The following is a 12,562-nucleotide window of genomic DNA, read 5'->3' as shown; positions in this document are numbered from 1 at the left end:
TGCTGGCGAGGGTCGTCAATTGATTCGAAATATTTAAATAGTTGAATATCAGGCATGGGGGCTCCTTAAAAAGGAGTATAAGATCATACTTTTAAGTCAAGGTAAAGTTCGTGATCTTGCCCTGCTTTAATAGCCAGTGAATTGATCACGGCATTTATGTGTGCTGCTTCAAATTGCGAATCAAGACATGTAACTAAATGGGCTTGAAGCAGAGCTTGAAAATTATCTTCCACTGCCAATGCCCCCAGCTTTATTGCCAAGTAACAGTGATGAGAAAGCCTGCTTTGGGCGCTGTTTATTTTAGTCGTGGATAGGTGTTCAATTTCTTGCTCAACCAATGCTGTACGATTTGGCTGTCTTTGCAAACATATTTGTTTTAGCACGTTTAGGCTATTTAACGACCGAGGGACACCAATGTAGGTAACCATATAAGAAAATGCACTATTAAGCTCATCAATGGTATGTCCTTTATCTAAGGCTTCGTTCAACAAGTTTTTTAGACGATATAACTCCCCCATTGCTGCAAGTGCGGCAATAGCTGCAACAAACGGGTATTTTGTGTGGTTATTTACTTTAAGCATAATGTCTCTTTAAAAATTAAATTGTTAAAAAGCAAAAATATCGCAGTAGGTAAGCTTTACCTTAGGCTGCTTAATTTGCTGTTTAAAATAGTGCGTAGAGAAGTGAATTATTTGGGTTTTTATAGTGATAACCTGTCAGCGCATTAATATGCCTGAGCGAATATTTATTATTACTGATAATGGCTAAATGTGTTTGTTAAAACCAATGTGTTTTTTGCCTAAAACAACAGATCGTGATTGTTTTTAATATTTATGAGTGTGCTTAGTGCTAAGCTTTGATTAAAGTATGATGAGATCAAATTAAAACGCGATGACTAGTAAACAGACCTTAACCGAATCCGTGTTAGCAATTGCTACACACGATGGTATTTTTAACACTCAGATAGATGCGCTTAAATTAGTACGTCGCAGCAATGTGTCTGAGCCTATGCCATGTGTTTATGGGCTTGGTTTAGGCATAACTGTGCAAGGTGGCAAGCGTGTTACCTTGGGCGAAGATATTTATGATTATGCAGAAGGACAAACATTAGTTGCCTCTGTTGATGTGCCAGTTGTAAGCCATATTACTTCAGCGTCTATACAACGCCCTTTTTTAGGGTTGCACTTATGTATCGACAGTAAAGTTTTAGGTCAAGCAGTTGCTAATATGGATTTTTCATCTCAAGATTGTGTAGCTCGTCAATGCGCTATGTCGGTAGTCGATGCTGATGAGGGTCTTTTAGATGCTATAAATAGGCTGATTAAATTATTAAACGAGCCTAAGCTGCTTTTGCAACTAGCCCCTTTAATCCAAGAGGAGATTGTTTTTCGGTTATTACAAAGCCCACATAGTTATCAATTAAGGCAAATAGTAACCGCAGGATCCGCTAGTCAAAAAATAGCTAAAATTTTATATTGGTTAAAACAAAATTATAAAGATGATTTTTCGATAGTTGACTTAGCTGCTGAGGCGCATATGAGTGAATCAACGTTTCGCCAGCACTTTCGAGAAGTGACTAAACTCAGCCCTTTGCAATATATCAAGAATTTACGTTTACAAGAGGCGAGGCAATTAATGCTGAATCAGCGCCTTGATGCGAATACGGCTGCTTTGCAAGTGGGCTATGAAAGCGCCTCACAATTTAGCCGAGAGTACACCCGATTTTTTGGTCGTCCTCCTCTTAAAGATATAAATGCATTGCGTTTAAGCAATGCATTTATTTAGGCATGTAGTTAGGTATTGCTGTCACTTCTCATGGTGATATTACGTCCACCTAAATAACCAAATACGGCGCACAATGCACTCGCAAAAGCACATAACCATAAGGTGGTTGTCCAATTGCCAAAGTAGCTATGTAATGAGCCTGCGATAATCGGCCCAGAGGCGGCAAGTAAATAGCCCAAGCACTGTGCCATGCCTGAAAGTGATGTAGCCTGACGGGTGTCATGAGTACGTAAGCTAATAAACGATAAACCTAAAATAAAGCAGGCGCCTGAGCAAAATCCTAAGGTGACTGCCCACAAAGAGGCAAACTCAGGTAAATAGAGCAGCCCAAGTGAGCATGTTGCGGCTATTAGTGCTAACAAGCTGGTTAAAATACGTTGATCTTTAAGCTTTGCCAGCAGTGGTATTAAGATAATGCCAGGCACTGCAGACGCTACTTGAAAGGCACCTTGTAGCGCACCCGCATGCTGAGCTGTATGGCCACCTTCAAGCAAAATGCTCGGCAACCAACTAATCATAATATAGGTAAAAAATGAATTTAATCCCAGCAGTAAGGTAATCTGCCACGCAAGCGCCTCGTGCCATACTTTGTTGGTGTTGACACTCGCCAGTAGATCTTTTGTTGGCTTAGTATGAAGTTTTAACTGTGGTAGCCAAATAACAATACTCACTAGGGTAAGTAAGCCATAACAAGCAAGGGCTAATTGCCAGCCGATACTTTTATATTCAGCCAGCGGAATAATAAGCGCGGCATAACTACCACCAAAAATTCCCATCGCTAGTACGTAAGTAGAGGTCATCACTGCCACTTTATGCGGGAAGTCGCGTTTAATTAAGCTCGGTAACAGTACGTTACCAATTGCGATACCGATGCCAATGACTGCTGTACCTAAGTAAAGCATTGGCATAGAGTCAATTAGCCGCGAAGCCAAGCCCAAACCAATCAGAATAAGCGCAATAAACAGTGATATTTCTAAGCCTTGTTTTTTAGCAAGACTTGCCGCCATCGGGCTGGCTAAAGCAAAGGCAATTAACGGCAGTGTTGTGAGCATACCGGCTTGCGAAGGGCTTAAGTTAAAGGTCAAAATTATTTGCTCAAGCACAGGAGCAATCCCTGTAACCGGTGCGCGTAAGTTAGCGGCAATAAAGATAATGCCTAAAATTAAAATAGCAGAAGAAAAAGCAGTTCTTTTAATGGCAGTCGAGTTCAAAACTAAAATCATCAATAAGAAAGAGGGAGCGCAATTATAACTCAGCACTCGTAACGTAGATATTAAATGGGACGAATAGATGCTCATTAAAAAATAATTAACCCCACTTTTTAAAGTCATCCGTTAATAGCCTTAGTGAACCTCATTTGATAGACAACAAGGTGATTTTATGAATAACAAAATTAGTAACACCCAATCAATTAATTTGCGTTTAACTGTGCTGAGCCTTGCGGTTATAGTTGGTTTAACTGGCTGTGAGCAAAGTGCGCCACGTGAGATTGATGAACAACAAAGCCAAGCAAACAACGCGGCGCAAAGCAAACAAAACGATGAACAGCAATTAGAGTTACAAGTGCAAAAAAGGCAGAGTAAAAATGCCATAAGTTTTGCAGCAATGCCGCAAGGAATGGTACATGAAAGTGTTGCTATGCATCGCCCAGGATTACAGCTACAGCTAATGCCGCCAGCCCCTATTGATGACATGGCATTTGAGTCAGAGCAAGATCGTGAAAATTATTTAAAATCCCAGCAAAACCCAGTAAAACAAGTTGGTACTGAACCGGTTTCAACCTTTTCAATTGATGTTGATACGGGCAGTTACAGCAATACTCGGCGTATGCTCAATATGGGGAAATTACCACCTAATGACGCAGTACGTGAAGAAGCTTTTATTAATTATTTTGACTACGGTTACAGTGCACCCAATAGCATAGCTACACCTTTTAATGTTCATACCGAGATGGCAACAGCTCCTTGGAATGAGCATCGGCAACTATTAAAAATTGGCATTAAAGGTTTTGAGATTGAAAAAGCCGATTTAAAAGCGGCGAATTTAGTGTTTTTACTGGATGTATCTGGCTCTATGAATGCACCAAATAAGTTACCCTTATTAAAAACCAGTTTAACCATGTTAACTAAACAGTTAGATGAAAATGATTCAGTTGCAATTGTCGTGTATGCCGGTGCCGCAGGCATGGTTTTGCCAGCAACGAAAGGCAATGAGCAACAAACTATCAGCGCCGCGTTAGATAAACTGGCAGCAGGCGGCTCAACTAATGGCGAGCAAGGTATTGAACTGGCTTATCAAATTGCGGCCGAAAATTTTAAAAAAGGAGGTATTAATCGGGTGATTTTAGCCACTGATGGCGACTTTAATGTGGGCACCCAATCAATCGATAAACTCAAAGAGCTGGTGGCATCTAAGCGCAAGACGGGGATTGCCTTAACTACTTTGGGATTTGGCCAAGGTAATTATAATGATGGCCTAATGGAGCAACTGGCAAATATAGGTAACGGCCAGCATGCTTACATAGATAACATAAACGAAGCACGCAAAGTACTGGTCGATGAACTCAGCAGTACCATGCAAATTATTGCCAAAGACGTAAAAATTCAAGTGGAATTCAATCCACAGCAGGTGGCTGAATATCGTTTAATTGGTTATCAAAATCGCGTACTCGCTAATGAAGATTTTAATAACGATAAGGTCGATGCCGCAGAGTTAGGGGCAGGGCATAGCGTGACTGCGCTGTATGAAATAACCTTAGCCAACGCAGCTCATAAACAAATTTATGAGCTGCGTTACCAATCTAAAGAAGACAAAAAACTGGCTACCAGCAATGAACTCGCCTTTGTAAAAGTGCGTTATAAACAGCCTGACGCTGAGCAAAGTAAGTTGATCACTCAAGCTGTTGCAACACCTAAAGGTGAACTGCCTTTATCGCAAGCCAGCCAAGACTTTAAATTTGCCGCCGCAGTGGCTGGTTTTGCGCAGTTATTAAAAGGTGCAAAATATATCGGAGACTGGCAGTATGAAGATTGCGCTAAATTGGCAACCGCTAACAAAGGCATAGACACATTTGGCTATCGTAGTGAGTTTGTGCAACTCGTTAATAATGCTGCGGCACTGTGATACCAATCAACTTAAATATTTAGTCATTCTAGCGCGCTAAATAAAGCGCTAACTGTGTTATAAATTTCTCAAATAGAACAACTATATGTCAAAGTTTATGCCTTGTTATCACTCTATTTATATGTCGCTATAAATGACTAATAACTTAACACGATTGGTATGATTTAAGTAAAGGATGTTATGACAGAACTAGCTGATGAGCAATTAATGTTGAGTTATGGACAAGGTGATGTACAGGCTTTTACCCAGCTGTACCTACGCCATAAAAATAGCTTATATCGTTATTTTTTACGCCAGTGCGCAAACCCGCAAGTGGCTGAAGAGCTTTATCAAGAAGTCTGGAATAAGCTGATAAAAGCGCGCTCACAGTATCAAGTGAGCGCTAAGTTTACCACTTGGTTGTATCGTATTGCGCACAATGAATTGATTGATCATTACCGCCGCACTGGTACGCAAAACAAATGGCTAGACGGTGATAATCAAGACATTGAAATTGCCGAATTTGCTGATCATAACAGTCGACCAGATGCTGAAAAGCTCGAGCAGGCTCAGCAAGCAGCGCAGTTAAAAGTGTGCCTAGCACAATTGCCACGTGAGCAAAAAGAGGCGTTTTTACTTAAACACGAAGCTGATTTTACCCTCAAAGAAATTGCCGAACTAGCGGTAGAAACAACTGAAAATATCAAAAGCCGCATCCGTTACGCGCTAGCCAAGCTAAAGCAATGTATCAAGTATAAAATGGAGACTAACAATGAGCGATAAGTTAACCGATCATGATATTGCTTCACTTTATAAACGAGGTGCAACGGAGCAACCAAGCTTACAACTTGATGAGCAAATATTACAACATGCAGCTGAAGCCGCTAATGCTAACAAAGTAACCAATATTAATAAGCGCAAACGCTTTTACCAAACTTGGTATGGGCAATTATCTACTGCGGCATCACTGGTGTTAGTCGCGGTTTTATATATGCAAAATACTACTCAGTATCTTAAGCCGTCAGAGGCAATGAATGATCTACAAATTTTAGCCGATGAACAGACTGCTTTAGCACCTGCAGCCTTGTCTGAAATGATGCAAAGCGAAGTGCTAGAACAAAAGCAGCTAGAGCAATTAAAGCAAACTCAAAGGCTTCAACGCAGTACACAATCTTACATGGCAGGACGGCAATTTGAGTCGCAAAGCATGACCGCTAAAAGCGAAGTATTATTAGAGCTTGAAATTATCACCGCAGAGGTAGCAAATAAATTTAAACGTATAGATACACTTATTGCTGATGGTGAAACAACCGCCGCTAAAGCTCAGCTTGCTGAGTTATTAGTAGCGCACCCAGAACTCAAGGTGCACTTAACTGAGCAGTATAAACAGCTATTACAGTAAAAGGTAATCTAGTTATGTTCGCTATATAGCTATATTTTTTGTTTTATACTACCATGTTCGCTATATGGCGAGTTTCTGGTGGCTGCGATGAATAGAATAGAAATAGGAAAAGCGCTTGCTCAGGCGCGAAAAGAAAAACAACTAACACAACGAGAAGTGCAAAAATTGACGAACATTAATAAAAGCACACTATCTGAAATTGAAAACGGTAAATTTACAGGATCATTGGATATCCTTGAGCGTTATACTCATTATTTAGATTATGAGCTAGCTGTAGTACCAAGAACTTTGTCTAAATCACGGTTACCTCGTTGGGATGAATTAAACGATCTTTTTAGTGAGGATAGCTAGTGATGGCTTTTAACCTACCTGAAAAAGTACAAAAGTTGACAGTGTGTATAGATGACAAAGAGCTGGGTGTGCTAACTCATGATGCAATACACGATTATAAGCAAACGCAAAATGAGTTTAATCTATCATTAACTATGACTGAAAAAGGCATGGATGATAGTTATCGATCTGGTGCATTGCATCCTATTTTTGCGCAAAATTTGCCTGAAGGGCATAACCGTAGATACATTGCACAAAGGCTTGCTCGTTACGCCAAAGTTAACGACATGTACTTATTAGCTTTGCAAGGAAGTGATGGTATTGGCATGTTATCTTACCAAGGTGACTTTAAATTACCGCAAGTTGATAGCGTGTCACTTAACGATATTCTTACGTATTCGCATGCACAGCCTTTATTTCCGCAGTTATTAGAAAAATACTATCTCAGGAATACCTTGTCAGGAATGCAACCCAAAGTAAGTATTCCAAGTGTTGAGCGAACAGTTCATCAAAAAGATCTGATCGTAAAATCATTTGATGAAGAGTTTGAGCTGCTTACTGTTAATGAATATGTGTGCATGCAAGCAGCTAAATATTGCGGTCTAGCACCGCCAAATACGTATTTATCTGATAACCTTGAAACATTTGTGATTGAACGCTTTGATCGTGGTGAAAGTGGCACTCAGTTGCTAGGTTATGAAGACTTTACAACTTTGATGAAGCGCTCTTCAGATCCCGATGAAAAATATCGGGGAAGTTACGAAACCCTACTGAAAGCAACCTATTTGTACACGAATAATATGCTCGAAGTTGAAAAAATGTATAAGTACATCGTTTTCAGTTGTTTAATTGGTAACGGTGACGCCCATCTTAAAAATTTTGCGCTGCAGTACACGCCAGATATGAGCAATATTTTTGTTTCTCCACCTTTTGATATTACTCATACATTAATTTATCCAACCATCAATAATAAAATGGCACTTAATATTTGTAAGAGCAAAGAGTTTCCAGACTGTGATCACTTAATTAAGCTGGCTAATCAAGGTCATATCGTAATTAGGAATGCGCAAGAGATTGTTGAATCGTTAGCTCAAGGGGTTATAGAGTATGTTTCAAGGTCACAAGAAGTCTTGCTCTTAAGTGGTTTAAAAGAGTCGATTTTAGCTGGAGTTGATAAAGTGATGACTGCAACTTACAATTCAAAATCATATCGACATGATAAAAAGAAAAAGTTTGAGTAATAGCAGAAATCACTTAATTCAATATTTACCAAGCGTAACTTGCTGAGAACATTATATTACGTGGTCGCCCAGGAAAATAACGGTCGCCAGTAAAGCTGGTGTAATCGGCACGCTCTGCATAGGCGGTATCAAATAGATTGTTAATGCGCGCGGTTAGTTTCAATTGTTCAGTCAGTTGCCATGCTGCGCGTAAATTTAGTAAGTCATGGCCTGCGTAACTGTGTTGGTTTTCAGGATCGGTGAAATAGTCACTGACATGATGCCACTCAATAGCAATTAAGGTGTTATTGGTGACTTGCCAGTTAGCTTGTAGGTTGGCGATATTACGCGGTGCTGTGTCTATGTCGTTACCGTTAATGTTTACTTCAGATAAAACTTGGTCATAGTCGTATGTGTGTATTGCATGGCTTGCTGCTAGGGCAAGTTGAATCGACTGAGTAAGTTGATAATCCAGCTCCAGTTCAATACCACGGTGCTGAGTTTGCCCATCATTAATGGTAAAAAAGTCGCTGTCGCGAAAAATCACGTTTTGTTTATTCATCGCATACGCTGAGAATACATAATGCAGTTGTTGATATTGCCCTTTGAGGCCCACTTCTAGATTGTCTGCTGTTTCAGATTCGAGATCAGCCACTTGTTGTTCGCGCTGTAGCTGATAAAGTTCAGCCGCTTGCGGCGCACGGTAACCGCGAGATAGGTTTGCATATAAATAATTATCAGCACTTAATTGATAACTCAAGCCAAGTTTAGGCGATGTATTTGTAAAGGTATTCTTACTACTTGGCGGGCGCGAGTAACGACAACCGCCAAATCCACATTCGCTGCCATTCTCGTCAGTGCGACCAGCCAGCATATTATTGGTGTAGTCGTAATCAAGCTGCTCAAAGCGTGCGCCTAAACTGATAGCGAGTTGCTGCCATTGCCAATCAAGGCTAATAAAAGGGGCGAGTAGGGTGCTGGTTACATCGTAATCGTAATGCTTACCTTGTGGCACAGTTGCTACTAAAAATGCTGAACCTTGAGTTGGCTCGTCTTGATATTGCAAAAAATCTGCACGGGTGTATTCGCTGTCTAGCCCTAAATTAACAGTTAATTCGTTTGAATACGCATGCTGCCAAAGTGATTGCACGCCAACGCCATTTTGGCTGTTTTCTTCAAGCGGTGTGCCCGGTAAAAAATGCTTAAAGAAGGTCATACTTTGATTGCGCACATACGGGGTAATGGTTAGCGTATCTTTTGCTGTTTGCCATTGTGTTTTTGACCAAAGCCGAAATGAGCGGGCTTTTCTAAATGCATCAGGATCAAAGTTTTGCTGGGCTATTTCATCGTTTTTATAGCTTTCAAAGCCTTCAATAAATCCGGCAGTTTTTTGATCTAAGTGGGTATAGCTCAATCCTGTAGTGACGGATAGATCATCACTTGTATAGCGATGGCGCAGATTGAGCTTTTCTTGGTCTACGCTTTCGTCATCACGGTATCCGGTATCGCGAGTGATACTGGCATTAATACCAAATCCTTGATTGCCTAAATCTTTTCCGCTGCGCAGTTTGAACCGGTTGTAACCGTAAGAGCCTAAATCAACGCCGAGCAAATGTTCATCATAAGTGGTATCAGGGGTGATCACATTAATTACGCCATGCACAGCATTTGAGCCGTAAAGGGCAGAGCCTGGGCCTTTTAAAACTTCAATACGTTGCGCCATTTCGGTGTGCGCTTCAAACAATTCGTTAATATTGCAAAAGCCTGCCGCACGCAGGGGGATGCCATCTTCGGCTGTTAAAATACCGCCACAGGCGCCAGCGCCAGAAAGCACCGGAGAGCGCAGTGCGGGCAAATATTCTTGACCGTTACCATGTTGTACATTGGCACCTGCAACTTGCTTTAATACTTGCTCGATATGGGTCGGTGCGATTAAATCTAACTGCGCTTTAGTGATACTGCTTATTACTAAAGGTAGAGGATCGGCGCGTACCTCAGCACGAGATGCTGTAGTGGTAATGCGTTCAATGTCGTTTTGCGCGGCGAAAGAATTAAAGGCTGTAGGTGTGATCAGCGCCAGAGGTAATAATCGAGAAAGCATGAAAGCCCTTTATCTAAGATATTTCAAAAGGGCAGGATATAACCTTTTTTAGGAATTCTAAAGCTTTAGCGATAAACGCTTGTTAGTTTAATGTAGAGCTGTTTAGTTATTTGCTCGTGTTGTTTTAAAATTAACATAGCAGTTAGTAACATTAATAAGAAATATAAACTGCCACCACTGCTGCCGTCTTTATGATTAACATTGGCTATTTTGTCTTCTTTGACACGGGTTTTAAATGACCCAAGTTCAGCATCTAAGTTTGTGATCATGTCATCAACAGCTAAGCTAAAGCTGCCTTGCGACTGCTCGTTTAAGGTTTCATCAATACCGACGGCTGTACTGCGTTGCTCTACTTTGTTAATTCCCGGAGCTCGAAACAGCATTTTTCTACTTTTCACATCGAAAACAGCTGTATCAACAAAAGTTTGTACGGTGTTTTCGTTGCCAGGAATAACGTATAACCCCACAATTGTTAAATATAAGAATGCAGCATTATTTTCGAGAGTTTGTGATACTTGGTCATATGATACCAGCGCAATAATATCAACGTCATATAATCTAGATACTTGCTCAAGAGTGGTAAATCCTTGACCTCCTTTTAAATAACTACTAGGAATAACTTCAATACGGTCAATGTAGTCATATTGCATAAACTGTTTTTTTACTTTCTCAAGCAAGGCAATTTCGTCGTTACTGCGAATGCCAGAGTCATATTGGTTAGGAATAAATGCGATACCTACAGTTGCGGGTAAGTTAAGCGTTGGTATGCTTGGTTGATGAGCCTGACGGCTTTGTTCATCAGGGTATAGAAAATCCACGAGACTACTTGAGCGAGTTTTTTGATTCGTATTTTGGCTGAGCATACTACTGCAGCCAGCTAACGAAGTAATTACAATCACCAAAACCAATTGTAGAGTTTTCATATTATTCCTTTTTATAATTAAGTGATCCGATGAGTTTGAACCTGAAACGATGAAAAAGTTCTCGCTGTGCTATTTTAAGATAATGTTAGTTAGTACATTAGATTGCTTAATAAACTCCTCATCGTGGCTCACCAATATAAAGCTGCCAGTAAAATCAGCCAGATTTTGCGCAAGATGTTGCTTGTTAGCCAAGTCCAAGTGGTTATCGGGTTCATCGAGTAACAATAAAGAGTGCTGCGCATTTTGCGCCGCTATAAGCATGGCTAATTGCATTTTCTCGCCGCCGCTTAATTGGCTAATTGGCCGATAAATATTCTCTTCCTTAAAGCCAATATTCGCAAGCAAATGGCGTACTGTTTGTTGTTTTAGCTGACAGTGTTTTTCTAATGCATTGCATAAAGTGTCTGTTGCTCCTAAAAAAGAGCTGTGTTGATCTATATAAAGCACTTTACTATTTAATTGAAGCGCTGTTGATACTGGTGAATTTGCCGAGTCATTAATCATCCGGAGTAATGTTGACTTACCGCTGCCATTGGATCCTTTTAGGTGTAACTTATCACCACTAAAAATTTGCAGGGTGATTGCTTTATTAGCGCTTGAAAATGGCAAAGTAAGTTTTTCAATAAATAGTAGGCGTTTATTGCTAGTCGGTTGCGTAAACTTTACTGTTTTAGCTTTACTATTTGGTAACTGCTGTTGAAGTGTTTGGCGTTTTTCGGTTAGGGCTTCGCGTTTGACAGAGGCTAGCCGTTCAGAAGCGCCTTTACTTGCTTGGGCACTGTTTTTCTTAAAGTCTAACATCACTTTTGGTTGGCTGGTGGTGTTACGTTTTTTATTACCTTGTGCTGCTCTTTGTTGGGCTTTTTCACGATTAAGCTGGGTTTGCTGAAGGTGTTTTTGTCGCTCCTTGTCAAGATTATTAATTTGCTTTGTAAGCGAAGTTTGTTGTCGTGTTTTTTGCTCATTGAAATGCTCATAATTCCCCGTTTCATAATGAACACCTTGACTGCTAAGCTCAATAATAGCATCGCATTGATTAAGTAATTGGCGGTCATGACTTACTACAATTACTTGCCCTTTAAACGCATGTAATTGGTCAATTAGCCATTGCTTTGCTGATTGGTCTAAATGGTTACTTGGCTCATCTAAAATCAGTAAATCAGGCTTTGTTTGCAACGCGCAAAATAGCATCAAACGCCGCTGTTGACCGCCGCTTAAATGCTTAATTGGCTGGTTTAATGAGGTATCAATAGCAAGGGCTAAAAGTTGTTGTTTGTAATATTGCTCGCATAACCAATCATCATCGATTAGGTTAAAGTCAGCCTCATGGCAGCTTCCTTGTTCAATACGATTAAGGGCGGCTAACTTTTTATCAACTCCTAATAGTTGTGCAATCGTGGATGACGATGTTTGAAGGTGCTGCTCACTTAATTGTTGCTGTGAAATAAGCACGCGAGTACCACTAAATTCAACATGTCCCGAACTAGGTTGTTGTTGGTTTGCCAATATACTCAACAATATTGATTTACCGCTGCCATTAGCACCAATGATCGCGGTGAGCTTTTCATTTATTGAAAAACTAAGTTGTTTAAATTGAGTTTGGCCATCTGGGTGTTGATAGCTTAAATTGTGGATGTGTAATGTATGCATAATGCCTCTGGAGTGTTCAGGGCATGGCGCGCAAAGCAATTAAAATTAA

The 12,562-nt window shown here is 40.4% G+C and carries 11 protein-coding genes; 6 read left to right on the top strand and 5 right to left on the bottom strand.

The window, feature by feature from the left end; genetic code table 11:
• Positions 1–83 precede the first annotated feature (83 nt).
• On the bottom strand, positions 84–581 hold the full coding sequence (locus tag H5187_RS11630) for a carboxymuconolactone decarboxylase family protein (protein WP_182797893.1): 498 nt from the start codon (positions 579–581) through the stop codon (positions 84–86).
• Positions 582–891: 310 nt separating this feature from the next.
• Here H5187_RS11630 and H5187_RS11625 point away from each other — a divergent pair, with 310 nt between their 5' ends.
• Positions 892–1,785 carry an AraC family transcriptional regulator gene (locus tag H5187_RS11625; RefSeq protein WP_145241227.1) on the top strand — a complete coding sequence of 298 codons (894 nt, stop codon included), beginning with the start codon at positions 892–894 and terminating at the stop codon, positions 1,783–1,785.
• Positions 1,786–1,793: 8 nt separating this feature from the next.
• Here the strand turns inward: H5187_RS11625 and H5187_RS11620 are convergent, their stop codons facing one another.
• Positions 1,794–3,008 (bottom strand): MFS transporter, encoded by a 1,215-nt coding sequence (locus H5187_RS11620; protein ID WP_182739805.1) that lies wholly within the window; start codon positions 3,006–3,008, stop codon positions 1,794–1,796.
• 157 nt (positions 3,009–3,165) lie between these two features.
• Here H5187_RS11620 and H5187_RS11615 point away from each other — a divergent pair, with 157 nt between their 5' ends.
• From H5187_RS11615 to H5187_RS11595, 5 genes are all read left to right on the top strand, one after another.
• Positions 3,166–4,908, top strand: coding sequence for a VWA domain-containing protein (locus H5187_RS11615; protein ID WP_182784150.1), 1,743 nt, complete (start codon positions 3,166–3,168; stop codon positions 4,906–4,908).
• 180 nt (positions 4,909–5,088) lie between these two features.
• Positions 5,089–5,670 carry a sigma-70 family RNA polymerase sigma factor gene (locus H5187_RS11610; RefSeq protein WP_145241223.1) on the top strand — a complete coding sequence of 194 codons (582 nt, stop codon included), beginning with the start codon at positions 5,089–5,091 and terminating at the stop codon, positions 5,668–5,670.
• The gene (locus H5187_RS11605) at positions 5,660–6,289 is read left to right on the top strand and encodes a hypothetical protein (protein ID WP_182784152.1); all 630 of its coding nucleotides are present in this window, start codon (positions 5,660–5,662) and stop codon (positions 6,287–6,289) included. The genes H5187_RS11610 and H5187_RS11605 overlap by 11 nt, the downstream gene beginning before the upstream one ends.
• Positions 6,290–6,376: 87 nt before the next feature.
• Positions 6,377–6,640, top strand: a complete 264-nt coding sequence (locus H5187_RS11600) for a helix-turn-helix domain-containing protein (protein WP_145241219.1) — start codon at positions 6,377–6,379, stop codon at positions 6,638–6,640.
• Positions 6,641–6,642: 2 nt separating this feature from the next.
• A complete protein-coding gene (locus H5187_RS11595; RefSeq protein WP_182739796.1) occupies positions 6,643–7,860 on the top strand; it encodes a type II toxin-antitoxin system HipA family toxin in 1,218 nt (405 codons plus the stop codon).
• A 25-nt stretch (positions 7,861–7,885) separates the two neighbouring features.
• On the opposite strand, the gene H5187_RS11590 is transcribed toward H5187_RS11595, so the two are convergent.
• The 3 genes from H5187_RS11590 to H5187_RS11580 all read right to left on the bottom strand — a co-directional run bounded on the left by H5187_RS11590 (position 7,886) and on the right by H5187_RS11580 (position 12,513).
• Positions 7,886–9,940: a TonB-dependent receptor gene (locus H5187_RS11590; protein WP_182739795.1), complete on the bottom strand. Its 2,055-nt coding sequence runs from the start codon at positions 9,938–9,940 to the stop codon at positions 7,886–7,888.
• A 65-nt stretch (positions 9,941–10,005) separates the two neighbouring features.
• Positions 10,006–10,863, bottom strand: a complete 858-nt coding sequence (rhlP, locus tag H5187_RS11585) for a rhombotarget lipoprotein (RefSeq protein ID WP_182739794.1) — start codon at positions 10,861–10,863, stop codon at positions 10,006–10,008.
• Between the two features lie 69 nt (positions 10,864–10,932).
• The gene (locus H5187_RS11580) at positions 10,933–12,513 is read right to left on the bottom strand and encodes an ATP-binding cassette domain-containing protein (protein WP_182797892.1); all 1,581 of its coding nucleotides are present in this window, start codon (positions 12,511–12,513) and stop codon (positions 10,933–10,935) included.
• Positions 12,514–12,562 lie beyond the last annotated feature (49 nt).

Source organism: Pseudoalteromonas sp. SG44-1 (genome assembly GCF_014164315.1).
Taxonomy (GTDB): Bacteria; Pseudomonadota; Gammaproteobacteria; order Enterobacterales; family Alteromonadaceae; genus Pseudoalteromonas; species Pseudoalteromonas rhizosphaerae.
The sequence above is the reverse complement of the archived record's forward strand: the minus strand, read 5'-3'. Positions and strand labels throughout refer to the sequence as shown.

Bases quoted from the DNA above. Each gene is read 5' to 3' on its own strand.
- H5187_RS11630 (WP_182797893.1), bottom strand. From the start codon at position 581: ATGCTTAAAGTAAATAACCACACAAAATACCCGTTTGTTGCAGCTATT.
- H5187_RS11625 (WP_145241227.1), top strand. From the start codon at position 892: ATGACTAGTAAACAGACCTTAACCGAATCCGTGTTAGCAATTGCTACA.
- H5187_RS11620 (WP_182739805.1), bottom strand. From the start codon at position 3,008: ATGATTTTAGTTTTGAACTCGACTGCCATTAAAAGAACTGCTTTTTCT.
- H5187_RS11615 (WP_182784150.1), top strand. From the start codon at position 3,166: ATGAATAACAAAATTAGTAACACCCAATCAATTAATTTGCGTTTAACT.
- H5187_RS11610 (WP_145241223.1), top strand. From the start codon at position 5,089: ATGACAGAACTAGCTGATGAGCAATTAATGTTGAGTTATGGACAAGGT.
- H5187_RS11605 (WP_182784152.1), top strand. From the start codon at position 5,660: ATGAGCGATAAGTTAACCGATCATGATATTGCTTCACTTTATAAACGA.
- H5187_RS11600 (WP_145241219.1), top strand. From the start codon at position 6,377: ATGAATAGAATAGAAATAGGAAAAGCGCTTGCTCAGGCGCGAAAAGAA.
- H5187_RS11595 (WP_182739796.1), top strand. From the start codon at position 6,643: ATGGCTTTTAACCTACCTGAAAAAGTACAAAAGTTGACAGTGTGTATA.
- H5187_RS11590 (WP_182739795.1), bottom strand. From the start codon at position 9,940: ATGCTTTCTCGATTATTACCTCTGGCGCTGATCACACCTACAGCCTTT.
- rhlP (WP_182739794.1), bottom strand. From the start codon at position 10,863: ATGAAAACTCTACAATTGGTTTTGGTGATTGTAATTACTTCGTTAGCT.
- H5187_RS11580 (WP_182797892.1), bottom strand. From the start codon at position 12,513: ATGCATACATTACACATCCACAATTTAAGCTATCAACACCCAGATGGC.